This is a genomic window from Legionella bozemanae (assembly GCF_900450575.1).
In the GTDB taxonomy this organism is placed as follows: domain Bacteria; phylum Pseudomonadota; class Gammaproteobacteria; order Legionellales; family Legionellaceae; genus Legionella; species Legionella bozemanae.
This window is the reverse complement of record NZ_UGGY01000001.1, coordinates 2,967,344-2,994,087: the sequence shown is the minus strand read 5'-3', so window position 1 is coordinate 2,994,087 and position 26,744 is coordinate 2,967,344. Positions and strand designations below refer to the sequence as shown.

The window sequence follows — 26,744 nt, the reverse complement described above, 5'->3', positions numbered from 1 at the left end:
GCAATTAAGGTGCCAGGGTTAACCTACGACAACCAATTAAGTGGTGGAATAGCTTTCCCCCTTAGTCTTATTTCAAAGTATAGACCGTTTTGTTTAATTCCGCCGGTATGACCTACACTTGCAATTTGTTCATTTTGGCGTACATATTGGCCTTTGCTTTTAAATAAAGATTGATTATGAGCGTATAAGGTCATAAAACCTTGTCCGTGATCAATGATAAGAAGTAAACCATATCCTTTAAGCCAATCGCTAAATACTACCTTCCCAGGATAAACGGCAGTAACTACCGTTCCTTCCTCGGCAAAAAATGTCACTCCTTGATTCATTTTGCGTAGAGAATGGCTCTGACTCTGGAGCGGCACCGGCAATTTTTTGCGCATCTGACTAAAGGGAGTATGCGCTTGGTTAAAAGGTTTGCTTGTTGGGGCGCTACTTTGTTGCGCTAATGATTTGAGCAAGCGTGCTAAATTCTCTTTATTTTTTCGCACCTCACGCAAAGTTTTTTGTTTATCTTGAATTTCATGATTCAATGATTGAATTAAAGTAGTATGATAACTTTTATTTTGTTGTAGTTGTTGTTGATGCTGGGTAAGCTCTGCTTTGAGTTGTTTGTTAGCGATAAGTTCCACCCGGAGTTTTTCTTTACTCTCACTAAGACTCACGCGTGTTTTATCAATTTTATCAATAAGTTGTTGCCGTGATTTAACAATATATTGGTAGTAAGTAAGAATTCGACTCACTTTATTGGGATCATCCTGATTAAGCAATAATTTAAGCGGCTGATATTCTCCCATTTGATAACGGGCACGAACATGGTTAGCTAGTAATTGTTGTTGGGTAATCAGCTGTTGATTTAATTGATTTACCTGCTTTTGTAATTCAGTTATTCTATTTTCTTTATTCTTAATATCATCTTGTATGGAATGTAGCTTATGAATCCCTTCCCCAATTTGCTTTTCAGTTTCTGACAATTCCTTATTTAAAACACCTCGTTTATCGTGGGCTGAGTTTAAGTTTTGTTGAAGACTGTTAATTTGCGCATCCAATTGCTTTAACTTATTTTGCGTTTGCAGCACAGCAGAAGTCGACTCTGCATGTACTGTAAAGCAAAAAAATATACTAAAGACCAATCCGGTAACATAGGTTCCACGCCCGATATCTCTTTGACCTTCTTTCACAAGTTTCAAAAGAGATCTGCCATTAAATTTTAATTTTTGTCTGATTGCTATAACACTGTGAATGCAGTAATGTTTAACTTCAGAGCAACATAAATTATAAGAAACAGTGTAATTCCGTTTATTCATGAGTATTTTTTTCTAACAATTGATGACCTGTCATTTCCGCTGGAGGAGTAATACCAAGTAAAGCGAGCATCGTTGGTGCGATATCAATTAAGCTTCCTTCGCTTCGGGAAAAATGCCAATGGCCACCGACGTATACTAAGGGTACAGGTTCACTAGTATGAGCAGTATGTGCTTGAAGTGTTGTTTCGTCAAACATTTCTTCCGCATTGCCGTGATCTGCAGTAATAAGTAATTTCCCGCCTTGTTTTTCCAGCGCATTCCAGACTTTACTCATGCATTGATCAAGGCATTCTATTGCGCGAATTGTCGCCTTAAAATCTCCGCTATGTCCTACCATGTCGGCATTAGCGTAATTACAAATAATGACGTCATAAGCGTGACTGTTAATCGCCTCGATCAAGCATTCTGTTAATTGGGGGGCGCTCATTTCAGGCTGTAAATCATATGTAGCGACTTTGGGGGATGCAATTAAGATTCTTTCTTCGTGAGTAAAAACATTTTCATTTCCACCATTGAAGAAAAAAGTTACATGGGCATATTTTTCTGTTTCTGCAATGCGTAATTGACTTAAGCCATGGGCTGCAAGCACTTCCCCTAAAGTATTATTTAAAGGAATAGGGGGGAACGCTTGAGTTGTGGGCAAGTTTTTATCGTATTGAGTCATACTGACAAAATAGGATAATTGAGGTTGCGCAGAGCGGTTAAATTTTTTAAATGTTGGATCAATAAAAGCAGTGGTTAATTGCCGGGCTCTGTCTGCTCGAAAATTAAAGAAGAAAACGGCATCCCCATCTTCGATTGGTTTCTTTTCACCTATAAGAGTAGGAGGTATGAATTCATCGGACAGATTTTGTTGGTAATAAGACTTTATCGCTGTTTCTGCATCCGAAAAATGATGCTCACTGTTGCCTTGCGTTAATAAAGTATAGACTGGCTCTATTCTTTCCCAACGATTGTCTCTGTCCATAGCATAATAGCGTCCGCTAATCGAACACACTCGAGCTACCGGATGTGTTTTTAACTCTGCGTTGAGGCGCTCTAAGCTGTGTAAGACACTTTGCGGTGGAGTATCTCGTCCATCTAAAAATAAATGCAAATACACAGAAGTAAACTTTTGTTGGGCACATAAGTTGAGTAGGGCAAATAAATGATGTTCGTGGCTGTGGACTCCTCCTGGGGAAAACAATCCCATGATGTGTAAGGATTTTTCAGTTTTCTGCAAGGTGGAAATTACATCATGGAACACTGGATTATTGGCAAATTCACCATTCTTTATACTCTCGTTAATGCGTGTGTAATCTTGTTGTATGACTCGGCCTGCACCAATATGCATATGTCCTACTTCTGAATTACCCATTTGCGCATCAGGTAAACCGACTGCGAATCCAGATGCTTGCAAAAGAATATGGGGGCAGTTTTTCCACCATTCATCCCATTGAGGTGTGTTGGCTTGGGCAATCGCATTATGTTTATTATTTTCGTTATAGCCCCAGCCATCTAAGATCATGAGTAACAAGGGTGCTTTTTTTTGCATGCAATTCTCCGTAGAATACAGTCAAATTTGGTAGGTGGATTATACATTACTTGGTAGGTATTTCGGAATGTATTCACTTCTTTCAGAGTTTATTGAGCAACAAAACTGAAGGTATGTCCACTCGTTTTAGTACATCGCGATATCGTGTTTTTTCTACATATCGCATTCCATTGTTAACTTACAAGGGTGAATAGTGACATTTTTGTATTAAAAAGGTTAGACTATGCACCATTTATTAGATTAGGAAGAGTAGTTTGGAACAAAAAATTCCTCAGCATGTTGCCATTATTATGGATGGAAACGGCCGTTGGGCTGAAAGTAGAGGACTACCGCGTATTGAAGGTCATAAAGCAGGTGTTGAATCAGTAAAAAAAATAATTCGCTGTTGCATGACTAAAGGAATTCCTTGTCTTAGTTTATTTGCTTTTAGCTCTGAAAACTGGTGCAGGCCAGCAGAGGAAGTTAATTTTTTAATGGAATTATTCCTAGAATCCTTACGCAAAGAAATTTTTGAATTGAATCAGCATGGAATACGCATGCGATTTACCGGAGACCGTAGTGTGCTTTCACCTGTATTGCAAAAGCAAATGCGGGAAGCTGAACTTTTGACAGTAAATAATGAGCAATTAATTTTAAATGTGGTTGTAAATTATGGTGGTAAGTGGGATCTGGTCAATGCAGCAAAAAAAATAGCCCAATCTGTATTGAATGATGAATTGTCTCTAGAAGAGATCAACGAAACCAATTTTGCTCATTATTTGGATACAGAAGGATTGCCTGATCCTGATTTATTTATTCGTACCAGTGGGGAGTTGCGAATTAGTAATTTTTTCCTCTGGCAGCTTGCCTATACAGAGTTATACTTTAGCGAAGTTCATTGGCCGGATTTCGGTGAACATGAACTGGAGTTGGCTTTAGCTTCATTTAATAAAAGAAAAAGAAGATTTGGGCAAATTTCCTAATTAATTTTAACATGAAGAAGGGCGAAATTATGTTCTTGCAACGCTTAATTACAACACTGATTTTAGTGCCCTTAGTTTTATGGCTTATTTTTTATGGCAATCAGTGGCTTTTGGCAGGAATTGTTTTGCTTGTTTTTTTTGCTGCAAGCAGGGAGTGTCTTCAATTAATTCCTTTGAAAAATTGGGTTTTTCAAGCTGGATTTTTAATGTTGATGTTTTTTTGCTTATGGGCATGTAATTATTTTTTTTCTTATTGGCTATATGCCGGATTAATCATTTGGGCTTTAAATATTCTTGCTATTCTTTGTTTTCCAGAATCTCAAAAGTATTGGGGCTATCCTGTTATTGTAGCGGCTGTATGTCTGTTGCTCTTACCTTTATTCGTGCAAAGTCTTATTCACTTATATTATTTACCTCATGGCAAAACCTTACTCGTTTATTTATTGTTTTTAATTTGGGTTTCAGATACAGGGGCGTATATTAGCGGAAAGCTTTTAGGGAAACATAAATTAATTCCGCGAGTTAGCCCTGGAAAATCTTGGGAGGGCGTTGCTGGAGGCGTTATTCTATCCATGCTTATTGCTTGGATTGGTTATAGTTATTTTAACCCAGCTGCAGCAGTTTATTGGTTCGTTTTAGCCATATGTACTATAATTATTGCGATCTTTGGTGATTTATTCATCAGTATATTGAAGCGTCGTTGTCATTTAAAAGATACAGGCGCTATTATTCCTGGTCATGGGGGTATTTTAGACCGTTTGGACAGTTTAATTGCAGCTTTACCTTTATTTTATTTCGGACTTACTTTATTTGTAAGTATGAAATAGCAGGAAAGAACTTTTACCTAAATCTCGAAGAATTTTAGGGAATAATTCTCGAGTATACTTCATTTGGGATTGCACTATGCTTTCAACATTGCTGTATTTTCTTTTGGCCTTAGTCTTGTTAGTTACAGTCCATGAATATGGTCATTTTCAAGTGGCGCGTTGGTGCGGTGTTAAAGTACTCCGTTTTTCTTTTGGTTTTGGCCCTATTTTGGCACATTGGCGTGATAAAAAAGGAACCGAGTATGCTTGGTCTTTGTTTCCTCTTGGCGGCTATGTCAAAATGCTTGATGAGTCTGAAGGAGATGTTGCTGAAAACGAACGTCATTTGGCCTTTAATAATCAATCTCTTTGGAAAAGAACTGCCATTGTTCTTGCGGGACCTTTTTTTAATTTTCTTTTCGCTTTTGTCGCTTTATGGTGGGTATTGGTTATAGGAATGCAGTCTTTAGCGCCTATGATTGAATCGGTGAAGCCTAATAGTATTGCAGCACACGCTGGAATAAATGCCAAAGAAGAAATTGTTGCGCTGAATGATACTAAGATCAACAGCTGGCGCGATTTTCAATATGCGATCATGCCTCTTGTAGGTTCTCAGGAAACGATACAATTAACGCTGAAATCCATGGTTGATGGACATCGACATCAAGTTTCCCTGCCTTTGGCTAATTGGCAATTAGATAGTAAAAAGCCAGATCCGCTCCAAAGTTTAGGGATTGAACCTTTTATCCCTTCAATTCCTCCTATAGTTGGTGAAGTCGTCCCGAATTCCCCAGCAGCAAAAGCAGGATTAGAAAATGGCGATAAGATATTAAGTGTGGATGGAAAGCCTTTTGACGACTGGTTGTTTTTGGTTAGTTATGTGCAAGAACGCCCAGCGAAACAGCTGATCTTATCTATTAATAGAAAAGGCAGTATCCAAAAAGTTATAATACAAACTGGCAGTCAGGAAAATAAAGGGAAAGTGGAAGGGTTTTTAGGAGTACGCTCACAAAAAGTCAATTGGCCGGAACATTGGTTACGGTTAGAAAGACAGGATCCTTTAACCGCTGTAGGTACTGCATTAAAACAAACAGTACAATTGACCGCTACCACATTTACGTTAATGGGTAGATTGGTTACTGGAAAATTAGGATTAAATAGCATTAGCGGTCCAGTGGGTATAGCTCAGGGAGCAGGTGATTCTGGACGCAGCGGGTTAACTTCCTATTTATTTTTTCTTGCTCTGGTGAGCATCAGCTTAGGTGCATTGAATTTGTTACCAATACCCATGCTCGATGGTGGACATTTGCTGTATTATTTATTGGAAGGAATTCAACGTAAGCCTTTATCTGATAATTTAAAATCGGCAGGAGCCTATTTAGGTTTATTGCTATTAGCCGCTCTAATGTTTATCGCATTGACTAATGATTTATCGAGATTGGCAGGATAGTTCCGTCTCTTAGTCGCAAGTTAAAAATCTTGGGGAAAAGTCCGATTTGAGTGTCAAATGTGGCTTTCGGTGTGTAGAAGATTCAGCAGAATAGTCGGAATATTAATTAGGCCGCAATCGCAAAGTATTGGCAAAGTCTGGGAACAAAAACTTGACAGTAGTTTCTACTTCCTATAAAAAGTGTTTCAATTTTAGGTGTACAGAATTTGGTTATTAAAAGTACACGTAGTACTGGGCGTAAAATAATAATGAAAAAAATCAGCAGTAAGTTAATATTAGGTGTTTGTTGTTCCTCGCTCATAGCCTGGTCTTCACAAACGATAGCAGCAGATACTTTTGTGGTCCGAAGTATTAAAGTTACCGGTTTGCAACGTGTTTCTACGGGAACAGTACTTAACTATATTCCTGTTCAAGTTGGAGAGGAGATAGGTCCAGAATCAACTGCTGAGATCATTCGAACCCTTTACGATACTGGTTTTTTTCAATCTGTTTCATTGGAGCGTCAGGGGAATGTTTTAATTGTCAATGTAATTGAAAGGGCAACAATAGGTTCAATTACTGTGGTAGGAAATAAGGAAATTCCTAGTGACAAGATGAAAGATTTTCTTAAAGAAATGGGCTTGGTCAAAGGTCGTGTCTTTCAAACATCTACTTTGGAACGATTGGAAAAAGAATTAAAGCAAGCTTATAACGCCCGTGGCAAATATAATGCGCGAATAGAAACTCGTGTTTCTCCTTTAACTGATAATAGAGTGGGTATTACCGTTACAATTTCTGAGGGACGAGTCTCACGAATTAAACAAATCAAAATAATAGGGAACCACGATTTTTCTACCAATGAATTGTTACCAGAATTTGCTTTATCACGATCCAGCATCTTTACCTATTTTACTAAAAAGGATCAATACTCCAAGTCGGGTATGGATGCATCTTTAGAAGCATTACGCTCCTTTTACATGGACAGAGGCTATTTAAAGTTTAAGATCATATCGTCGCAGGTATTGCTGTCGCCAGATAGAAAAGACGTTTACATTAATGTTCATATTGAAGAAGGGCCTCAATATCACTTTTCAGGCTACAAAGTAGTAGGAAAGCCGATATTGCCACCGGAAAAAATTAATTCGTTAGTGCAAGTCAAAAAAGGTGCAGTTTTTTCACGCAAAAAAGTAACTGATTCAATTTCTGCCATTGGTTTGGCTTTAGGAGATGTAGGTTATGGTTTCCCTGCGATTAACGCAGAGCCTCAAATCGATGAAGAGAACAAGACCGTATTCATTAATTTTATGGTGCAACCAGGCCGGCATGTGTATGTACGCCGTATTAAATTCCATGGTAATACTAAAACGAGTGATTATGTACTGAGAAGTGTAATTCGTCAGGATGAAGGCGGGCTGTTGTCTCTACATAACATTAAAGAGTCTGAACGACAATTGCGCTTATTAGGCTATTTGAAAAATGTGGATGTTAAAACAAATCCAGTGCCGGAAGCAAATAATCAAGTTGATTTAGATGTGCAAGTAGAAGAAGCACCTTCTGCTGAAGCGAGCGCTTCTATTGGCTATGGTACTAATGGTTATCAATTAAATGCTTCAGTAAACCAACATAACTTTATGGGTACTGGACGTTCGATGGGTGCTGCGTTTACTGCGAGTAAATGGGGACAAGATTATACTATAAACTACTATAACCCTTTTTATACCGAAACAGGCATAGGACGAGGTCTTAATCTTTATTATGCGCGTGTCGATCCCAGAAACCTCAATGTAAGTACATACAGCTCGAACCGTTTTGGTGCTGATGTGAATTACAGTATACCACTCGGTGAAACAAGCAGATGGCAATTGGGATATGGTTATCAAGATGTAGATATCAAAAGTGTTGGAAATGTAATAGCCATTAAAAATTTTGTGCAAATGTATGGAAGCCATTTCCAGGAAATTCGCTTATCTACAGGATGGAATCGAAACAGTTACGATCAATTTCCCTATCCTACAAGAGGGATTAATCAACAGCTTTCGGCTGTAATTGCTTTACCTGCGAGCTCGAATTCGTTGTCTTATTATAAGGGTTCTTATCAAGCACGGATGTATCAACCTATAACACGTGGATGGATTTTCTCCGTACAAGGGTTTGCAGGTTATGGAAATTCCTTTAACAATAAAGGCTTGCCATTTTTTGAGAACTATTATGCAGGGGGTACTGCACAACCTGGACAGGTACGCGGATATGACAGTTATTCTCTAGGTCCATTAGATAATTTCCATAATTCCGTGGGAGGTAACTTATTACTTAGTGGAACTGCTGGAATTATCCTGCCTTATCCTTTGAGTCGAGACAACATGCGAACAATGGCTTTTGTTGATGCGGGTAACGTTTTCGCTGTCAATACTTTATCTACTTTGACTGGAAAGTATGAAGGTCCTCTGAGATATTCAGCGGGTGTTTCACTTGAATGGCGTTCTCCTTTTGGACCTTTGGCGTTCAGTTTAGCTAAGCCATTGAATCCACAGCAATTTGATCAGAAGCAACTCTTCCAGTTTGCTTTATCTTCAGGCTTCTAACTTATAATATTTAATCCATTCTTCTCCAATTAGGAGAGGGATGGAGAAATTCTTTTATTTATTACAAAATTATCGAAAATCACGCTGTATATATCGCAACCTATTTCGAATTGTGCTAGCATCATGCTCTTTAATTTAGGAGATTAGTTATGAAACGGTTAGGTCTGGTCTTAGTGGCCTTTGTTTTCAGCGTCTTTGGCGCAAGCGCGTTTGCTGATGCAGCAAAAATTGGCGTAGTTGATCTACAAAAGATCATGCAGACTTCCAGTCAAATAAAAGAAATCCAAAAAAAATTGGAGAAAGAATTTAAGCCACGTCGTGATAAGCTCGTTGCGATTGAAGCAAGCATTAAAGCGGATATGGAAAAGTTCAAACGTGACAGTGCGATTCTAAGTGCTTCTCAGAAAAAAGAGATGGAGAAGAAAATTGTCAGCGCACAACAACAATTTGAGCGTGATGGACAGCAATATCAGCAAGAGTTAAGTACAGCAAATAATGAAGCAATGGAAGCATTATATGCTAAAGTTCGTGCAGCAATTGCAAAAGTAGCTAAAGATGACAAGTACGATCTTATTGTACAGAAAGATGCCGCTCCTTTCAGTGCAACAACGCTTGATGTAACTGATAAAGTTGTAAAAGCAATTAATTAATTCGGCGATGTAACATTGCTAACTTTAGCAGAATTAGCAGATCATTTAGGTGGCGTGTGGCATGGAAATGCCAATCACGCCATTTTTTGTTTTGCTTCTCTGGCCCGAGCTACATCACGGGATGTTGCTTATTATGATAATTCAGTAGTACGCGAGTCCCTGGATACGACATTAGCAGGTGCGGTGATACTCAAAGCAAAAGATCACCATTTATATCAGGGAAACTGTATTGTTGTATCTAATCCTTTTCAAGCAATGATGCAGGCTGCCGGGCTTTTATCAGCGCCTGTACTTTCAAGATCTGGCATTGATCCTACAGCCATAATTCATCAATCTGCTCAATTAGGTCAAGGTGTATCAATAGGTGCTTACAGTGTGATTGGTGCAAATACTCAAATTGCTGACGGGGTTACAATAGGTGCAAATACTGTTATTGAGTCTTCTGTACAAATTGGTCAAAACAGTCAGATTGGGCATAAAGTAGTGATCCATGCAGGGTGTCAGCTGGGTGCTTATGTAGTTATAAACGCAGGCTGTATTATTGGCGCTTCTCCGTTCAATTATTTAAAAGAGCATGGGCATTGGCAACAAGGTTATAGTGTTGGTGCCGTTATTATCGCAAATCAAGTACATGTAGGTTCTAATACCGTGATTGATAGAGGTTCTTTAAGCGATACCTATTTGGGAGAAGGGGTTTGTATTGATAATTTGGTGCAGATTGCACATGACGTATTAATTGGTAAAAATACAATCATTGCGGGATGCGCCGCTTTAGGTGCGTATGCGCAAATTGGCGCAGATTGTATTATTGGTGGTGCTAGTTGCATTGCGGCTCATGTACATTTAGCAGATGATGTCGTGATCACCGGGATGTCCACAGTAAGTAAATCTCTTGCCAAATCAGGAATTTATTCGTCCGGGACTTTAGTACATGAACATCGCCGTTGGCGTCGTAATGTAGCGCGATTTCGACGATTGGATGATTATATAACGAAGCTTGGTGCTTTAGAGAAAAAGTTAAGCCGTATTGAATAGGGGTTTGTTTCCATTTCTACTAGCTTGAGTCAAACTGTCCTGGTTTTTTGTGCTCTGACGCTCACATACTTGAGTATGCCACGCTTCGGTACTCGAAAATCAGACCATTTTGGCTCAAGCTAGTAGAAATGGAAGCAAACCCTAATAAGATAAGGATAAGTTTTTAACATTAACAATTGATTTGAACCAGGTAAATCAGGATAATGTTTTTTCCTTTGGACCTCACTTTTGGACCACGAAGCATACTTATTTAAGCGAGAAACTACGTATGAGTGAACCAGTAGATATAAAACAGATTTGTAGTATATTACCGCACCGTTACCCCCTGATTATGGTAGATAGAGTACTGGACTACAAACCATTTGAACATTTGACGGCTATAAAAAATGTCACCATTAACGAGAATTTTTTTACCGGTCATTTCCCGGAAAATCCAATTATGCCTGGCGTATTGATGCTGGAAGCATTAGCACAAGCCTGTGGGCTTTTAGCAGGATTATCTCAAACACCCGAAGAAAATGCTGGAATTCTGCATTTTTTTGCAGGTATAGATAATGCAAAATTCAAGCATGTGGTTACACCAGGAGATCAATTACGCTTGGAAGTAAATTTAATAGCAAGAAAAAGAGAGTTTTGGCGTATGCATGGCGAAGCTTATGTAGGTGATAAACTGGCCTGTTCCGCGGATTTATTAAGTGCTGCAAAGGAAATTCAAAAGTGATAAGTGAACGAGCAATAATTCACCCCTCTGCAAAATTGGCAAAAGGGGTATCAGTAGGTCCTGGCGCTGTAATTGGTGCTGATGTAGAAATTGGTGAAAATACATGGGTTGGCCCTTATGCAGTAATTGAAGGACCAACAACTATTGGGAAAAATAATAAAATATTCCAATTTGCTTCCGTAGGCGATGAGCCCCAAGATATTACTTATAAAGGCGAATCGACTCGATTGGAAATAGGCGATGACAATATCATCCGCGAATACTGCATGATTAGCCGAGGAACTGCTAAAGGGGGTGGGGTAACCCGTATAGGAAATAAAAACTTTTTAATGGCATATTCTCATGTAGGACATGATTGCATGATTGGCAATCAAATTATCTTGGTAAGTTATGCTGCATTATCAGGGCATGTAACTGTCGGTGACTATGCAAATATAGGTGGTTATGCAGCAGTACATCAATTTTGTTACGTGGGCGCCTATGCTTTTATTGCGAGAGCTTCTTATGTAGCTAAAGATGTGCTTCCTTATCTGATGATTTCTGGCGATACAACTTCTGCATGCGGCATTAATACCGTGGGGTTACGTAGGCGAGGATTTTCATCTGAAGCAATCGACGGATTACGGCGTGCTTACAAAATAATTTTCCGCAAAGGGTTAACAGTACAACAGGCAGTTGGTGAATTAGAGTTGATGCAAAATGAATGCCCTGAAGTGGTTTTAATGATTGATGCATTAAATCAATCCACGCGTGGAATTGTTAGGTAAATTGATTACAAACAAATTTAATTAGTTAGAGTGATATCCTATGCTAGACATTCAATTATTACGGGATGATCCGCAATTTGTTGCTACGCAGCTGTTAAAGCGCGGTTTTAAGTTTGATGTCTCATCTTTTACCGCTTTAGAAGAAAAACGCAAAGCACTCCAAGTTGCAACACAAGCATTGCAAAATGAGCGTAATTTGCGCTCTAAAGCTATTGGTGAAGCAAAAGCTCGTGGTGAAGATATAGAGCCAATGCGTGAAGATATGAATCGTCTTGCTAAGGAGTTAGAAGAAAAAAAAGCGGAGCTGGAGGGCTTATTACAGCAAATTGAAGCGATTGCTTTAAGATTGCCTAATATACCCCATGAATCAGTTCCTGTTGGTGAAGATGAGCAGCATAATCAGGAAGTAAGGCGTTGGGGTAAAGTTTCTCCTTTTGATTTTCCAGTTAAATCTCATGATGAGCTGGGGGATGGTTTAGGTCAAATGGATTTTGCTTTGGCTGCGAAACTTACAGGCAGCCGCTTTGTGGTTATGAAAAATCAATTGGCCAGATTACATCGAGCCCTGATTCAATTTATGTTGGACATTCACACCCAACAGCATGGTTATCAGGAAATTTATGTGCCTTATATGGTTAATGCAGAGAGTTTATTGGGTACAGGTCAATTACCAAAATTTGAAGAAGATTTGTTTAAATTAACCGGAGAGCACGGATATTATTTGATTCCTACGGCAGAAATTCCTGTCACCAATACAGTGCGCGATACTCTTTTAAATGAACATGTTTTGCCTATTCGTTATGCCTGCCATTCGCCTTGTTTTCGTAGTGAAGCGGGTTCTTACGGTAAAGATACCAAGGGAATGATCAGGCAGCATCAGTTTGAAAAAGTGGAACTGGTTTGGATTACCAAGCCTGAAGATTCTTATCTTGCTTTAGAGCAGTTGGTTAACCATGCAGAAACAATTTTACAGCGTTTAGAATTGCCTTATCGAGTGGTAACCCTTTGTACAGGCGATATGGGCCCTAGTTCAGCAAAGACTTATGACATAGAAGTTTGGTTACCCAGCCAAAATACTTATCGAGAAATCTCCTCTTGTTCTAATATGGAATCGTTCCAGGCACGCCGTATGAAAGCACGTTACAGACACGAACAAACACGCGAGATTGAATTGGTTCATACACTAAATGGCTCTGGCCTTGCTGTAGGCAGGACATTGGTTGCGTTGATGGAAAATTATCAGGATAAAGAAGGAAATATTCATATTCCAATGGCCCTAAGACCCTATTTAGGGGGAATGGAATGCATTCAACGCATCATTTAAAAAATCGTACTATTCTAACCGCTAACGAATAGCTTTGTTGCAGCGTTGCTGCAACAATAATCAATCATATCTTTTAACACCCTGCTCTAATATTATTTTCTGTTTTTTGTTCAGAGAAATTAAAGAGTGATCCTAGAGGCATAGATTGTTCGCTTTTTTGTGACGGCGAAAAGAAAGTGAGATGACTCATAAAGAGACTGTCTTTTGTATTAGTTGATGCGATGCTCACATCCTCATGTGACTGGGCGTACACCCTGGTTTTTTGCTCTGTATCTCCTTGCATTTCACATTTCTCTGCGAGTTTGAAAAGAGGTCTACCTATGGGTTTTTCTGTACTTTGTATGAAAAAACTTAAATTAATATCACTATCTTCTGTTGATGCATTATGTGCTTTTTCTAAGTCGATTTCATCGAGTAACTCATAGATCCCTTGCATTAAATTTTCCAGTTCGTCTATAAGTTTCATAGAGGCAGCAATCTCATCCTTATGGTTTTTTTCTAATTCTGCGCTTAAATGGCTGCACTGATTAAAAATTGAATTTATTTCCAAAACATCATCATGTAATTGCTTCCAGGTTTGCAGGATGAGTTCAAAAGTTTTAGGTGTTTGTGTATTTTGATTGATGGGACCTATGAACAATGCTTTATTTTTTGATGCATGTCGATGAGCCGTTGTTATTTGATGTAGTAAGATCTTTTTAATATGAGATTGCAGATTTGGATTGGTTTGAATTGCTTTTAAAATTTTTCTTAAAAGCTCAATTTTACTGATGTATACCAAATAAAAAATTTTTATTCTTCTAACCGTGTAGGCAAATGATAATTGGTGGGTTTGTTTTATATCATGGATGAATAGGCCTATTTTCGGCAAGCAATACGCATTATATTTCTGCTCTTGAGTGTGGCTCTTCGCTTTGGGTAGACATGTTACTTTTAAGAGTGGGCTCTTTTTTTGTCTCATCTTATAACGCTCTTTTTTAATTAAAGTGATTAAATGGCGTAATTTTGTTGTTAAAGATGGGGTTTTAAATAATTTTTCAATGACATTAAATTGCCCGGTAACGGTCAGAAAGAATAATAAGTTGCGTTTGCATAAAAATTTGAATTCACGATTTTTTTGTTCATTTTGGTGCATCACATCGAATGGATTCGGGCTTGCCTTAATTTTTCTGAGCCAGGTGAGATACGATATGAGCAAAGGATAGGTTGCTTCGGATAATTCTTGTTGTTTGCAAAAAAATCGTTGTGAATTGTAAATAGTCCTTTTTAAATGTACATCCAGAGCTAATTGAATGGCATCCATATCACTCAATTCCTGTTCGTCCAAGTTTTAAAAGTATAGTAGCTTTTGCAAAATGTGCATTTATTTTGGTCGGATTGATTTTTTGATTATCTTTCAGTGAGGTAAATAACCTTTTGACTCAATGAATATTTATTTTTATGATGTGTTTTTTATTCTGTTAAAGAAAATTATGCTTATCGATTCCTCAGAGCTGATTCAAGCTGTAGAACTTTATTTATACCATTGGTTTTCATTTCCAAGAGATAAAGTATTTGCTCAAGTAACAACAGTTATGCATCAAAAACCACATATCAGAACCATGGATCTCTATCATGTCACTCCCAACGGCTCACTTATTTTTCTGACTGATACGCGTTCACCCAAATGGGCTCATTTAAATCATTGTCCTAATGTAGGAGTTTGCTTGGCGAATCCGGAGCATGGCCAAATTATTGTAGAAGGAATAGCAGTATTGCATACAAGTCAAAACAATCTGCCATTGGCGAGTTTATATTGGCAAAATTATTTGGATGAATATTGGCGAAATTATTATTTGACTCACTCTGATACATCCAATGGGATTTCATTATCTTTTGGCGTCATACAGATCATACCCGCTCTGTGGCAAGTTCTTGAAATTAATAAAAATGACTTCTTAAAAGGTTCAAGAATGGAATATAAATTTAAAAATGGTATGTGGATTAAAAATCAATTACCCCTTTTTTAAGTGAATGAGCAGCCGAATTTCATTTTTAACGCTTGTTTTGAGAAAAAATAGGAATGCACTTGTGAAAAAAGGATTTTTTAAATTTTTAATTCTTCTCCTCGGTATCATAGTGGCTTTTTCTCAAAAGACTTTTGCAGGGTGCTCCCTCATCGACTCGTCGGGCCAAACTGCTGTGCGAACCCATGATGCTTTAGGGTTATTATTATCTGAACACACATGTCCAAAAAATGTTTTTGAATTACGCCAGCTTTTCAAAAGCTCAGGTTTGCGATTGGAAACTACATTGGTTGCAAATCGAGGATTTCATAATCCTGCTCAAGGTAGTTTTAGTTTATTCGAGATGGTTTTTGGAAAATTAAAAACACCGGATAATCATCTGCTCATTAATGCGGGTGATTTTTTCTTCGGACATTTTACGGCAATCAATTCAGAAGGCGAGTTAATTGCGGATCAGAATCCGGAAAAAAATTCACTGATGATCGAAGCCTTTGCTTGGGATCCCAACAAAGAAGTATTTAATTTCTATGAACTACGCGGTGATGGCACACAAGGTCAATGGTTTTACCGAGGAGATTCATTTGATATCGTTGCTGACAATAAATTACTCCATCGCCAACCCGACCCACAGTATCCCCAGTTTGGCAATCGACTCCGTTGTTCTGGCTGCCATAATGCTGGAGGTCCAATTATGAAAGAACTGGATAAACCTCATAATGATTGGTGGGAACCAGTTAGAGGACTGGATTTTGGCGGGAGAAAGCCCGATACCTCATTACAAGATATTTTAGAAACTTTGGTTTCTTCAGAAGAATTAGCTAAAAATGTCGTAATAGGACTTAAAAGGTTGGAGCAAAGTAAGACTTTATATCGAAAACAATCGGGTTCACTGCAAGAACAACTCCGCCCTTTATTTTGTCCTCTTGAATTAAATTTGATGTCGGATATTTTTCCTAATGACGCACTGCGCCCTGAAATAAGCATTCCTGCTGAATTCTTCCTTGATCCAAGATTTTTGCAGGCCGAAGAAAACCAGGCAATTATGATTTCTCGGACTTTTTATAACATCGCATTAAATGAGGTAGGCAGTTATTTTCCTGAAACTGATTTAAATGATGCTGATCATGCTTGGCTTACACCAGTTAAGGCTACATCAGATCAAGTGGCAGTAGATAATTTAATACAACACGGAGTAATTGATCAGAAGTTTGTATTGGATGTTTTAGATGTAGACAAGGGTAATCCAGTATTTTCATCAGCACGCTGTGGTCTTTTGCGTTTGCTTCCTGATGCAAGTACTTCTAATTGGCGTGAAATGTTTATGATGAATCTCGATCAGTCTCAGGATTGGGCTGCTAAAAAGTTGCTTAAAAATCTTACCTCTCCGCAGCAAGACGCCGAATTTTACATGCGAAAGGCCAAAAGGTTTCTTTTGCAATGTCAGTTGAAACTGCGAGACAGCAAACAGGTGGTGAAAATGTATCATTTATTGATGCAAAGACGCGCCGAGGTTCGTGCATCTGAAATTTCATTGAATCCTTTAGGGCAAATTTTGGAACCTGGATTTCGTGTTATTTTTCCTGAAAATAAAATCACCTCCCGGCCAGGGGCATTAAAACTTACCTCTACTTGCGAAGTAGTTGCGGAAACATTCCCTTGATTTTGTCTTTTAATGGGAATTTATTATCCAATAGAGGTGATATTTGATCTATAGTGTTAAATACATCCTAATATAATTAACACTAAATAGTATTATTAAATCCATAAAAAAATCGATAGAGGTTTTGAGATAATTAGTATAACGCATAAGGGAATTTTGCATGGAAAAGGGAAAGGAGCATTATAAAAATCAAATTATTATGATTGGGTTTGGCTGCATTGGCCGCGCATTATTGCCCTTACTCATTGATAAATTGAATATTAAACCCGCACAGATTACCGTGATTACTAAAGGGGATGAATCAATTGGCCTCGCACAGAAATTCGGAATAAATTTTCAAGTAACAGCAATTACACGCACGAATTATATCGAAATCATTGGGGAGCGATTACAACCCGGAGATTTTGTAATTGATGTTTCAATTACTCTGTCTAGTTATTGCATGTTAGCTCTTTGTGAACAAAAGGGGGCTTTATACATTAACGCGTCTACCGAGCGATGGGGTGAGGAATTTATTTTAGAAAATATATCTCCTGAGTCCCGAACTAATTATTTGTTACGGGAAGAGGTGCTGAAATTAAAAGGAAAAACCAATAAGACAGCAATTATAACGCATGGTGCCAATCCTGGTTTAGTGTCACATTTTGTAAAACAAGCATTATTAAATATAGCTCGAGATAATCAGATCACGACTCAACCCAAGACACGTTTTGATTGGGCTAAGCTTGCCTATACACTGGGTATTAAGGTAATTCATATCGCCGAACGTGATACGCAAATTGCTTTACCTTTTAAGGCCGTCGGCGAGTTTGTTAATACGTGGTCGATTAAAGGATTTATTGAAGAGATAAGGCAACCTGTTGAGATTGGTTGGGGAAGCCACGAACGTCACGTACCTGAAGGAGCGAAATCCCATAGTGTTGGACCTAAATGTTCTATTTATCTTGAGCGTCCAAGTGCAAGCATTAAAATCCGCTCATGGACACCAAGCTTCGGCACATATCATGGGTTTTTGATCACCCATCCCGAAACCACGTCTATTTCGCATTTTTTGACTTTGCAAGAGGGTTCAGAACTATACTACCGACCTACGGTGCTCTATTCCTATTGTCCGTGTCCTGATGCCATTCTCTCTCTTTATGAACTCCACGGAAATGAATGGATTCCTCAACAAAAGAGTCGTTTAATTGTCGATGAAGTGAAGCAAGGTGTGGATGAGTTAGGGGTTTTATTAATGGGAAACCCCAAAGGAGCATATTGGTTTGGCTCAACTTTATCCATTAAACAAGCACGTGCATTGGCTCCACATAATAATGCAACCAGCTTACAAGTTGTGGCAGGGCTATTTGCTGGGATTGTTTGGGCAATGGAGCATCCCAATCAAGGAATTCTTGAGCCTGAAGAGCTGAATCATGAGGAGATTTTGAAGCTTGCTTTACCTTATCTCGGTACTGTAGATGGATATTATACAGATTGGACTCCATTACAAAACAGAGGTTGGTTGTATTTAGAACATTTGGATGTTCATGATCCATGGCAGTTCGTCAATACTCAGGTTTGAACGATTGAAATAAAATTGTATTAAACCCTTTTGCTTTTTACTGTAAAAAATTTATTTCCTATCTTGTTTTCTCTACTGGATTAACACCCAATTTAATTGTAATCTTCGTAATTGCCTAATGCGATATTATTCTAATTTTGATTGTAAAAGGTCACATCTGCTTACGTCCCGCGGCTTGTCCGCGGGATCCGGCTCCGGTGGCTCATTTATGGGATGCTGCGGCATGTCGGGAACTGGAGTGATATTACTTTTGATTTTAATTTAGGAAAGAACATGGTTCTATATGAAGTAAATTTAGCCATTGATGAAGCTGTTTATCCTCAATTTCAATTATGGTTAAAAAAACATGTCAAAGAAATGCTCCAGCTCCCAGGATTTATGCAAGCACGTATTTTAAAATCTGAACATGAGAGAACAAAGGAGCAGGAGAAATTAACAGTCCAATATCAATTGGAAAATAGGGAGTTTTTAGACGTATATTTCGCTGAATTTGCACCTAAGATGCGTGAGGAGGGACTTAATCTCTTTAAAGATAAATTTTCTGCTCAAAGAAGAATTTTTGAAATTCATGACACTATCGTTAAATAAGGATGTAACAATTTATATTGGAGATTTTGGAGTTTTCATCCATTGGATTATTAAATCAGAATTTCTTAAGGGCTAAGGATACTGCCGATATCGTATAGATTAAATTATAAAAAATTTGCATCGGCTATATGTTTTCATATAGCCTTTCGACTTGTGCAGAAATCATTGCACTTTGTCCTTTGGATTAATATAGGATATAGAATGAGACAGATAATTAAATTTGGATTTATATTGGGGTTGATGGCTAGTAGCAATGCTTTTAGTGCAGATCCTGTTGAAGGGCTTTATTTGAACTTACTGGGGCAGATAAGTCATGCCTCAAGTCCTGATATTAATTTTACAATTAACAACGTCGCTTCTTTAGGATCAATCCAGTTAGGACCTGTTGGCGGCGGGATGGGAACTGCTCTTGGATATAAAATAAAAAATTTTCGAGTGGAAGGGGAGTTTCTTTTTAATATAAATAATTACGGTTCGCTCAAGTCAGGTTCTTGTACGCTTATTAGTCCTAAGGTATTAGGCCCTGAAGGAGTATGTCCAGATGCTTTTGTGCAGACTGGCCTGGGGTTTAATGGCAATGTGATAGGGCTTTATGGGCTGGTCAATGCGTATTATGATTTTCAATTCACTAATGATTCCGGAGACAATTCGAATTTTGTTCCTTATCTAGGGGCAGGTTTTGGTGGGGCGATGATTCGACATCATGCATCCTTCCAATCCAATAACCAATGCATTACCTTGGGCACTTGTGCGCCGATCATCAATGAAAGTTTCAACACGTCAAACACAGGATTTGCTGCTCAAGGGATTGTAGGGTTTTACTATTATCTTGATGATTTTACTACTCTTGGCCTGGATTTTCGTTACGTTTCTACGCTTAATTTTAATAAAAATAATACTTCTTCAAATGCGGTCGATGATACTTTTGGCATAAGTACCATAAACATTACCGCTAATTTTGCCCTTACAAAGGCAGACTAATAATTTATTTGTGGTTTTAAATAAAATGCCGTGATGTTTTTAATCATGGCATCAATCAACATAGATTGCTTTTTTATTGTCGGTATTTATTCTCGAGCTGCGAATTTAAAAAAACATTTTTTCTTAACTGCTATTATCGTTTCAAGTGTTCCAGTTTAAGTGTTTTCCAAAATTTCAGATATTAGAGTTTGTGCATAATCTATTTGCTCAAGATAACAAAAAAACAGAGCCTAAAGCCAGGAGGATGTTTCAAAATAAGATGTTTTGCTTCTATAGTTTATTAATATGCGCGTTTTAATTGAAATATTAGGGAAAAATCATGACATTAAAATATGATGTGATCATTTTAGGCGGTGGTAAAGGTGGTAAAACTCTGGCTGTCGATTTAGCAAAAACGGGTCAGCGAGTTGCTATGGTTGAAGACAATCAAATTGGTGGTACTTGCATTAATGTAGCATGTATACCAACAAAAACACTCGTACAATCAGCTAAGATAGCCCACTATTGTCGTTCAGCAACAGCATATGGTTTAGAGGCTGCCCTGGCCCCCATTGATTTTAAAGCGGTTCGTGCCCGTAAAGACGCTATAGTCAATGCGATGCGTGAGGCGAATTTAAAACAATTTTTAGATTCAGGAATGGATCTGATGCTGGGCCGTGGACATTTTGTAGGACCTAAGACCATTGAAGTAAATTTATCCTCGCCACGAGATGGTCAAAAAGTATTAGAAATTACTGCAGATAAAATTTTTATTAATACCGGAGCCTTACCTTTTATCCCCCCCATTCCGGGGCTTGATAAAGTAAAATATTATACTAATGACAGTTTAATGAATGTTGATAGCGTTCCGAAGCATTTGCTTGTAGTTGGAGGTGGTTATATTGGTTTGGAGTTTGCTCAGTTATTTCGTCGCTTGGGTGCGGACGTCACAGTGATTGAAGCGGACAGCAAGTTTATTGGCCGTGAAGATAGAGATATTGCTGAGCAAGTTCTTGATACGCTGACTAAAGAAGGAATTCATTTCGCGCTTAATACTAAAATCAATAGTATTCAAGACGCTCAAGGCGAAGTAATTATCAATGCAAATCAAGATGGAAAATCCGAGCTTATTCGTGGAAGCGATATTCTTATTGCTGTGGGACGTGTCGCAAATACAGCCGGATTAAATTTAGATAAAACGGGAGTTGAGCTTGATGAACGTGGTTTTATCAAAGTAAATGAATATCTAGAAACCACAACCCAAGGTATTTGGGCTCTGGGAGATGTAAAGGGCGGCGCACAATTTACGCATTTATCCTTAGATGATTATCGTTTAGTCAAACATAATCTACAAAATCCACAGAACAAACACTCAGTACAAGGGCGGCTTATTCCTTATACAGTATTTCTCGACCCAGAACTTGCTCGTATTGGAATGACAGAGTCACAAGCGCTTGCTCAAGGTTATTCTCTAAAAATAGCCAAAATTCCTGCTGCAATTGTTCCTAGAGCAAAAACACAGGGTGAAACAACCGGTGTTCTGAAAGCTGTTATTGATGCAAAAACAGATCGTATTTTAGGTGTTTCCATTTTTTGTGCCGAGGCTGGCGAAATCCTTGGAGTAATCCAATTGGCTATGGAATTGGATATGCCTTATCAGAAATTACGTGATGTTATGTTTGCTCATCCTACATTAGTTGAAAGTATTAATTTGTGGTTTGCAGCAGTGACAGAAAAGGGCAGTTCTTAAATGGTTTGATTGCGCACAAATGGATCATAGTGTATCCATTTATGTCTTATAATCGACTACTGATATCATTTTGCGGAAGGGTTTTTTTGTTCTTTTTTAATAAAAATAGAGTTATTTTTTATTAAATAGATTTAATTTTGAATTAAAAATACTAAAAAGTGTTGATTTCAATTTCATCTTATGTAAACCTTGCGCAACTATGAGTAGGAAATTAATTTGCACAATAATTGGTATTAGTTGTCTTACATTCGGTATGATCGGATTGGCACTGTATAAGAAAGCCGAGGTTCATACAAAACCACTACATCCTAAAAAAGAAGTTCTTAACACCAAAAAAGAAATTATCAATAACACAAAAGAAGTTATTAAAACCGAAAGTGTAAGAAACGTTACAGCAAACAATAATGCCTCACATAAGAGCGCTGAAAAAATAGCAAATATGGCACCTAAGAGTGCACATAAAGTCGTGGCTGCAAGAAAAAGCCCTCGGCCTAAGCACACTCCAAGAAAGGTTATTATGAAAAGCAGAAATATTGCTTTAACAAAAGTATCTTTTGAGGAATTGCCTGGTTGGGATACTGCTGATGTTAAAAAGTCTTTATCAGCATTTCAGAAGTCGTGTGAGACGTTTTTGAAACAGCCGCCATCTCATACGATCAGGACACAACATATCAAGCTAAAAGCTCGGGATTGGCATCCAGCGTGCAAGGCGGCTTTAGCTCTAGATTCAGTCTCTGAGGATTCAGCAAAAGCTTTTTTTGAAAAGTGGTTTCGTCCTATTGAGTTTGCACAAAAAAAACCAGTTCATGGTTTATTTACGGGCTATTACATGCCAAAAATAAAAGGAAATTTAACAAAAAGTACCAAATACAATACGCCAATTTATGGATTACCAAAGGGAAAATATTCAACCTCCTATACGCGTGAGCAAATCGATAATGGCGCCCTTAAGAAAAAAGCACCGGTGATTGCCTGGATCCATAGCCCTGCTGAACGGCTTTTTTTAGAGATAGAAGGTTCGGGTGTTATTCAATTGCCTAATGGTGAAAACATATACCTAGGCTATGCAGGGGAGAATGGTGCTCCTTACACGTCAATTGCCAAGGTAATGATTAATAAAGGGATCATGACACGACATAATGCATCTAAAGCAGCAATTATACGTTATTTAGAGAGTCATCCTGAAAAAGCAAAAGCGATTATCCAGAAAAATAAGTCCTTTGTATTTTTTGAGGATTTAGGGGAGCCTATGGCTCTGGGAGCTCAAGGTATGGCACTTACACCAGGCTATTCTTTAGCTGTGGACAAGAAGTGGATTCCGCTTGGGGCACCACTGTGGTTAGATACGAAACGGCCTGACAAAAATCAAGCAAACGAGAAACAATTTCAGCGTCTTATGATTGCGCAAGATACGGGCGGTGCGATTCGTGGTTTTATGCGCGGTGATATTTATTGGGGCTCAGGAAAACTTGCAACATTTCTAGGTGAACATATGAAAAATGAAGGCCATTATTGGTTATTGCTCCCTAAGCATATTTTAAATCGATTGGCCAAAAAATCACTTTAATATCTTGCGCAGAGCCTTCCTAATACGAACTCCGTAATTTTTAGAATTAAATATGAGTATTATTCTACCAATAAACGAAGGATGGAAAATATAATTATTGTTGGACTAATTTTAATAAATAGATAAGCTCCCCTCTAGTCGATTTTTTCATGTTGATTGATATCTGTGAATGAATATTTAGCAGGAATATGTCTTTAGCCATTATAAGGAAGAATTCCGTGAACGATGTGGGCGATTAGCATCTTAAAGCCAAGTACTACAGCACAAGATGAAATCAGTGAAGTAGTAAAACAGATATAATAAAAATGATTTAAAATGGGGTTTTACAACGATAGTGAATCATTCGTGGGGAACAGGCAGGGCTTCAGCTACAGGCTAGGCAAGTAAATAAACGAGCTGTTTTACGTGCAAAAATCAGATATGTTTTCTGTAATCTTGGTAAGCGATGAAAATGGAATATATATTTTGAAGAAAATCATTTTACGCCTTATAGAAGGATTTTTTGTTGGGATCTGTTTATGGTTGTTTTGCAATGCGATCTTTAATATAGAACTGATGCACAGCATCATGTTGTATTATTTTTGTCTTTTTTGTTACGGATTAATTATTGGATTAATTTTCAAAGAAATGTTTTTGTCCTCTTATATTGGTATTGTTTTAGGTCAATTTGTTTATATAGTTTTTCTGGGAAAAATCAGTTCATTTATCTTAATAGAAATAATTTATATGTTCATTTTTTCAATGCTTGTGATTTTTGGCAATGCGATTGGAGTTACAATTGCTACTAAGAAATAGAAAGGAAAAGTAGGCGTCATTTGTCTTGTTTATAAAGGAAGAGTTTTTTTATCTTCAGGAGGAGGCGGTGCAGAATTAAGAACATATACAATGAGTAGAATAAAAAATGCAGCTAAGGAAAGATAGAGAATGATTTTTGCTAAAAGGGTTAGAGTGGGATTTGTTCCTGTAAATCGATAAATAGCTGCGAGAATAGCGATTACCAAACACACAAAAGAGCCTATTAACATTATCTTTCCTTGAATTAAGTTTCCTCCATCATATAGTAGTACAAACTTGCTGACGGTGCTGTGCTTTCCATGAAGTCATTATTTATTGAAGAAGGGGTATACTACGCAAATTAATAAATTATATTATTAAAGGAACAGTAACTAACTCAAAATTAATTCTCATTAAAGATCCTAATAATTCTGAATCACTATATAGTAGCAAGCGTAGCCTTGATGGAGCCGTAGGCGGAATCAAGGCTACGCTTGCTGTATTTTCCCTCACTGCTTTGACAGGAGACGTGTACTGTAATTACATTGTCATTGTTGCACAACATTTTCTTTAATTGGATTGGACAAACCCTTATCATCAACTCGAGTAGCTGCATTGATAAGCTTTTGATAGTCAATATCTTCACATTTTATGACCGGAGTTTTATTATCAGATCGTCGCGTTAAAGTGACTTTTGCTGCCTTGTTCGATTCCAGTTCAGAAGCAATTTTTTTAGCATTTTCCATCTCTGGAAGTTCTAACCATGTGACAAATCCTTTTTTTGAATTATGTTTCCAACCAGTCTGGCCTGATATTTTTTCTAAGCTATTTATAACAGCACTTATTTGTGTACTATCTAAAGTAGCAGTTGAAAATAAAGTAGGTTTCTTTTTCTTTTCTTGATCTAATTTTTCAGCTATCTGAGAAAGTTTGTTGATACTCATTGAGAGAACCAAAATTGAGGCTTCTGTCTCATCAGCTATTTGCATTGCGAATAAAGTCTCTGGAGAAGAAAATAACCGTTTTTGAAACAAGCTTATATCAAACGTTGGATGTTTTGATTTAGTCTCTTGTAATAAGTCACTTAAAGCAACTCGCAATACAATCAATTTTTTTAGTTTTTCATTCTCAAAAGTTTTTTCTTGGGCTTCAATCACGCGAGTAGAGATAAGCTCTATTAATGGAATTAAAGAGGAATCAATTTCAGCAAATGCTTTTTGGTAGAGACTATTTTTATTTTCTCTTTCTCCAGGGTGGCGTAATACAATGCTAGGATAACCAAATGTACGAAGGAAAATATTAGTAAGGCAGGTAGCTGTTCTTCCATTTGCATTACCGAAAGGATGTACTTCTGTAAGCTCATAAAAAGTATTGGCTAGAAATTCGGAAGCATTTTTCAAATCTTTAGAATCACAAGCCTGTAATTGTTTAATAGTATTTTGCGCCCATTGATTCATAGCTTCAGGAATAAGAGGGGGAAACATACAAATTTTTACAATTCTGTTGACTGTCCCTTTCTCAGAATTACTCAATTGATTGAGATTATAAGCACTTGCCAATTTATTTAGTACCAGAATTCCTTTTATTCCGGGACTTGAATAATCGATAAAGGGTTTCAGTGACCCATGAATTGTATATCTTTCATCTTTGGTAATTTTCTCTAATAAAGAAATAAAATCCAAAGCAGATTGATAATCCATATCAAATTTTTTATTTAAAAATTTTGCAAGTTGTTGTGGAGACTTATATTCATGAAGGCCAGAAAGATAAAGAATAAAATGACCACCTAATTCAGCTCCTAAGTGCCATCGTAAAATAATTTCATTAGTATATTCTCCAGATTTCCTATCGTGAGCTTGCATTAACGAGTTTCCAATAAAACCATGAATAGTTTTAACCCACTCAATCAACATATCTGGAGTAATATTGGGTAAACCTATTTTCTTTATTTGCGGAAGAATGGTTTCTTGCGCATAAAGATAAGCATTTAACATATCTTGATGCTGACCCGCCTCTGGAAAAAGTGCATCTTCAAATGTTTCTGAACCTGCCAAACGTCGAGGACTAGATTCAGGTTCGAAGCCATATATCAAAGCATGGTTAAATTCAGTCAGTCTAGATAAATCAAGCATAGTCGGTATATCAATTAATTAAAACTGGCTGAATATTATCAAAGGTGCTTACTAATATCCACTTAGGTATTTAATTATAATTATATTTTTTGACCGGAACCCATTCAGGCTTCTTTAGCCATTCGATGTATGGAATTCGGTTTTTGAAAAACTTCAAAGACTTTTGATGTCATTGGTCTGACGTGGTCAATTTTACTTGACCACGTCAGACGCTAAAATTAATAGCTTCGTTGCAAAGCCAGCGTAGCCTTTTCAAGGCTTGGCGAAAGTCGATTAAGAAAGGCTCTGTACATGGCTGCTTTAGTCGCTAAACGGTCCAATAAATCTCTTCTTCCTTTTGCCAATAAACTTCAAGCTAAAGCTAAAACACCGAAAACAATCATTTGTGCTGTGATGCGTAAATTGGCCCATATCATTTTCGGTGTCTTAAAAAATAAGCAAGCTTTTAATGAACATTTAACTTGCTTTTAAAGACAGTATCTACGCTTGCTCATGAGGATAAGACATGCGGCAAATATGATTTTTTGTATCATGGGTACATCTCTTAAGTTGATTGCATTTTGTGATTCTACCTAGCGAGTGTTGGGGTGACCAATAGCATGTAGGCAAATGAAACGATGAGATTAGTTTTA

General features: G+C 37.6%; 23 protein-coding genes. 18 read left to right on the top strand and 5 right to left on the bottom strand.

The features are described 5' to 3' along the window. Nucleotides 1-23: 23 nt before the first annotated feature. Together DY223_RS13200 and gpmI are read right to left on the bottom strand one after the other, a co-directional pair. Entirely contained in the window at nt 24-1,178 is a 1,155-nt protein-coding gene (locus DY223_RS13200) for a murein hydrolase activator EnvC family protein (protein WP_058458808.1), read from the bottom strand. Nucleotides 1,179-1,296: 118 nt separating this feature from the next. Continuing rightward, nucleotides 1,297-2,838 carry a 2,3-bisphosphoglycerate-independent phosphoglycerate mutase gene (gpmI, locus tag DY223_RS13195; protein ID WP_058458612.1) on the bottom strand — a complete coding sequence of 514 codons (1,542 nt, stop codon included), beginning with the start codon at nt 2,836-2,838 and terminating at the stop codon, nt 1,297-1,299. Between the two features lie 254 nt (nt 2,839-3,092). On the opposite strand from gpmI, the gene DY223_RS13190 reads away from it, so the two are divergent. The 9 genes from DY223_RS13190 (at nt 3,093) to serS (ending at nt 13,114) form a co-directional block, all read left to right on the top strand. Further along, the gene (locus DY223_RS13190; protein ID WP_058458611.1) at nt 3,093-3,800 is read left to right on the top strand and encodes an isoprenyl transferase; all 708 of its coding nucleotides are present in this window, start codon (nt 3,093-3,095) and stop codon (nt 3,798-3,800) included. A gap of 29 nt (nt 3,801-3,829) precedes the next feature. Further along, complete coding sequence (locus tag DY223_RS13185) at nt 3,830-4,627, top strand: phosphatidate cytidylyltransferase (RefSeq protein WP_058458610.1); 798 nt, start codon at nt 3,830-3,832, stop codon at nt 4,625-4,627. Nucleotides 4,628-4,703: 76 nt separating this feature from the next. Next, nucleotides 4,704-6,056, top strand: coding sequence for an RIP metalloprotease RseP (rseP, locus tag DY223_RS13180; protein ID WP_058458609.1), 1,353 nt, complete (start codon nt 4,704-4,706; stop codon nt 6,054-6,056). A gap of 248 nt (nt 6,057-6,304) precedes the next feature. Next, a complete protein-coding gene (gene bamA, locus DY223_RS13175; RefSeq protein ID WP_058458608.1) occupies nt 6,305-8,617 on the top strand; it encodes an outer membrane protein assembly factor BamA in 2,313 nt (770 codons plus the stop codon). A 149-nt stretch (nt 8,618-8,766) separates the two neighbouring features. After that, on the top strand, nt 8,767-9,267 hold the full coding sequence (locus DY223_RS13170; RefSeq protein ID WP_058458607.1) for an OmpH/Skp family outer membrane protein: 501 nt from the start codon (nt 8,767-8,769) through the stop codon (nt 9,265-9,267). Between the two features lie 15 nt (nt 9,268-9,282). Beyond that, nucleotides 9,283-10,302 carry a UDP-3-O-(3-hydroxymyristoyl)glucosamine N-acyltransferase gene (lpxD, locus tag DY223_RS13165; protein ID WP_058458606.1) on the top strand — a complete coding sequence of 340 codons (1,020 nt, stop codon included), beginning with the start codon at nt 9,283-9,285 and terminating at the stop codon, nt 10,300-10,302. Nucleotides 10,303-10,570: 268 nt separating this feature from the next. Beyond that, nucleotides 10,571-11,023, top strand: coding sequence for a 3-hydroxyacyl-ACP dehydratase FabZ (gene fabZ / locus DY223_RS13160; protein ID WP_058458807.1), 453 nt, complete (start codon nt 10,571-10,573; stop codon nt 11,021-11,023). Then, nucleotides 11,020-11,790, top strand: coding sequence for an acyl-ACP--UDP-N-acetylglucosamine O-acyltransferase (gene lpxA, locus DY223_RS13155; protein WP_058458605.1), 771 nt, complete (start codon nt 11,020-11,022; stop codon nt 11,788-11,790). The genes fabZ and lpxA overlap by 4 nt, the downstream gene beginning before the upstream one ends. 40 nt (nt 11,791-11,830) lie before the next feature. Next, on the top strand, nt 11,831-13,114 hold the full coding sequence (serS, locus tag DY223_RS13150) for a serine--tRNA ligase (RefSeq protein WP_058458604.1): 1,284 nt from the start codon (nt 11,831-11,833) through the stop codon (nt 13,112-13,114). 73 nt (nt 13,115-13,187) lie between these two features. On the opposite strand, the gene DY223_RS13145 is transcribed toward serS, so the two are convergent. Beyond that, the gene (locus DY223_RS13145; RefSeq protein ID WP_058458603.1) at nt 13,188-14,417 is read right to left on the bottom strand and encodes a hypothetical protein; all 1,230 of its coding nucleotides are present in this window, start codon (nt 14,415-14,417) and stop codon (nt 13,188-13,190) included. A 121-nt stretch (nt 14,418-14,538) separates the two neighbouring features. Here DY223_RS13145 and DY223_RS13140 point away from each other — a divergent pair, with 121 nt between their 5' ends. The 8 genes from DY223_RS13140 to DY223_RS13105 all read left to right on the top strand — a co-directional run bounded on the left by DY223_RS13140 (nt 14,539) and on the right by DY223_RS13105 (nt 24,001). Then, on the top strand, nt 14,539-15,123 hold the full coding sequence (locus tag DY223_RS13140) for a pyridoxamine 5'-phosphate oxidase family protein (protein ID WP_259293203.1): 585 nt from the start codon (nt 14,539-14,541) through the stop codon (nt 15,121-15,123). A gap of 61 nt (nt 15,124-15,184) precedes the next feature. Beyond that, a complete protein-coding gene (locus DY223_RS13135) occupies nt 15,185-16,780 on the top strand; it encodes a hypothetical protein (protein WP_058458602.1) in 1,596 nt (531 codons plus the stop codon). Nucleotides 16,781-16,940: 160 nt separating this feature from the next. Next, nucleotides 16,941-18,341, top strand: coding sequence for a saccharopine dehydrogenase C-terminal domain-containing protein (locus DY223_RS13130; RefSeq protein ID WP_058458601.1), 1,401 nt, complete (start codon nt 16,941-16,943; stop codon nt 18,339-18,341). 273 nt (nt 18,342-18,614) lie between these two features. Continuing rightward, nucleotides 18,615-18,929, top strand: coding sequence for a DUF4286 family protein (locus DY223_RS13125; RefSeq protein WP_058458600.1), 315 nt, complete (start codon nt 18,615-18,617; stop codon nt 18,927-18,929). Between the two features lie 201 nt (nt 18,930-19,130). Beyond that, nucleotides 19,131-19,910, top strand: coding sequence for an outer membrane protein (locus tag DY223_RS13120; protein WP_058458599.1), 780 nt, complete (start codon nt 19,131-19,133; stop codon nt 19,908-19,910). A gap of 319 nt (nt 19,911-20,229) precedes the next feature. Then, nucleotides 20,230-21,639: a mercuric reductase gene (locus DY223_RS13115; RefSeq protein ID WP_058458598.1), complete on the top strand. Its 1,410-nt coding sequence runs from the start codon at nt 20,230-20,232 to the stop codon at nt 21,637-21,639. 199 nt (nt 21,640-21,838) lie between these two features. Then, on the top strand, nt 21,839-23,206 hold the full coding sequence (gene mltA / locus DY223_RS13110) for a murein transglycosylase A (RefSeq protein WP_235810477.1): 1,368 nt from the start codon (nt 21,839-21,841) through the stop codon (nt 23,204-23,206). Between the two features lie 405 nt (nt 23,207-23,611). Then, a complete protein-coding gene (locus DY223_RS13105; RefSeq protein ID WP_058458597.1) occupies nt 23,612-24,001 on the top strand; it encodes a hypothetical protein in 390 nt (129 codons plus the stop codon). A gap of 29 nt (nt 24,002-24,030) precedes the next feature. Here the strand turns inward: DY223_RS13105 and DY223_RS13100 are convergent, their stop codons facing one another. After that, entirely contained in the window at nt 24,031-24,231 is a 201-nt protein-coding gene (locus DY223_RS13100) for a hypothetical protein (protein ID WP_058458596.1), read from the bottom strand. A 297-nt stretch (nt 24,232-24,528) separates the two neighbouring features. Then, on the bottom strand, nt 24,529-26,112 hold the full coding sequence (locus DY223_RS13095) for a Fic family protein (RefSeq protein ID WP_058458595.1): 1,584 nt from the start codon (nt 26,110-26,112) through the stop codon (nt 24,529-24,531). A gap of 291 nt (nt 26,113-26,403) precedes the next feature. On the opposite strand from DY223_RS13095, the gene DY223_RS13090 reads away from it, so the two are divergent. After that, nucleotides 26,404-26,583, top strand: coding sequence for a hypothetical protein (locus DY223_RS13090; RefSeq protein ID WP_058458594.1), 180 nt, complete (start codon nt 26,404-26,406; stop codon nt 26,581-26,583). Nucleotides 26,584-26,744: the final 161 nt, after the last annotated feature.

What these genes read in the sequence shown, in the direction of transcription:
- gpmI (WP_058458612.1), bottom strand. Translation starts at nt 2,838, where the DNA reads ATGCAAAAAAAAGCACCCTTGTTACTCATGATCTTAGATGGCTGGGGC.
- DY223_RS13185 (WP_058458610.1), top strand. Translation starts at nt 3,830, where the DNA reads ATGTTCTTGCAACGCTTAATTACAACACTGATTTTAGTGCCCTTAGTT.
- rseP (WP_058458609.1), top strand. Translation starts at nt 4,704, where the DNA reads ATGCTTTCAACATTGCTGTATTTTCTTTTGGCCTTAGTCTTGTTAGTT.
- bamA (WP_058458608.1), top strand. Translation starts at nt 6,305, where the DNA reads ATGAAAAAAATCAGCAGTAAGTTAATATTAGGTGTTTGTTGTTCCTCG.
- DY223_RS13170 (WP_058458607.1), top strand. Translation starts at nt 8,767, where the DNA reads ATGAAACGGTTAGGTCTGGTCTTAGTGGCCTTTGTTTTCAGCGTCTTT.
- fabZ (WP_058458807.1), top strand. Translation starts at nt 10,571, where the DNA reads ATGAGTGAACCAGTAGATATAAAACAGATTTGTAGTATATTACCGCAC.
- serS (WP_058458604.1), top strand. Translation starts at nt 11,831, where the DNA reads ATGCTAGACATTCAATTATTACGGGATGATCCGCAATTTGTTGCTACG.
- DY223_RS13145 (WP_058458603.1), bottom strand. Translation starts at nt 14,417, where the DNA reads ATGGATGCCATTCAATTAGCTCTGGATGTACATTTAAAAAGGACTATT.
- DY223_RS13140 (WP_259293203.1), top strand. Translation starts at nt 14,539, where the DNA reads ATGAATATTTATTTTTATGATGTGTTTTTTATTCTGTTAAAGAAAATT.
- DY223_RS13130 (WP_058458601.1), top strand. Translation starts at nt 16,941, where the DNA reads ATGGAAAAGGGAAAGGAGCATTATAAAAATCAAATTATTATGATTGGG.
- DY223_RS13125 (WP_058458600.1), top strand. Translation starts at nt 18,615, where the DNA reads ATGGTTCTATATGAAGTAAATTTAGCCATTGATGAAGCTGTTTATCCT.
- DY223_RS13120 (WP_058458599.1), top strand. Translation starts at nt 19,131, where the DNA reads ATGAGACAGATAATTAAATTTGGATTTATATTGGGGTTGATGGCTAGT.
- DY223_RS13115 (WP_058458598.1), top strand. Translation starts at nt 20,230, where the DNA reads ATGACATTAAAATATGATGTGATCATTTTAGGCGGTGGTAAAGGTGGT.
- mltA (WP_235810477.1), top strand. Translation starts at nt 21,839, where the DNA reads ATGAGTAGGAAATTAATTTGCACAATAATTGGTATTAGTTGTCTTACA.
- DY223_RS13100 (WP_058458596.1), bottom strand. Translation starts at nt 24,231, where the DNA reads ATGTTAATAGGCTCTTTTGTGTGTTTGGTAATCGCTATTCTCGCAGCT.
- DY223_RS13095 (WP_058458595.1), bottom strand. Translation starts at nt 26,112, where the DNA reads ATGCTTGATTTATCTAGACTGACTGAATTTAACCATGCTTTGATATAT.
- DY223_RS13090 (WP_058458594.1), top strand. Translation starts at nt 26,404, where the DNA reads ATGGCTGCTTTAGTCGCTAAACGGTCCAATAAATCTCTTCTTCCTTTT.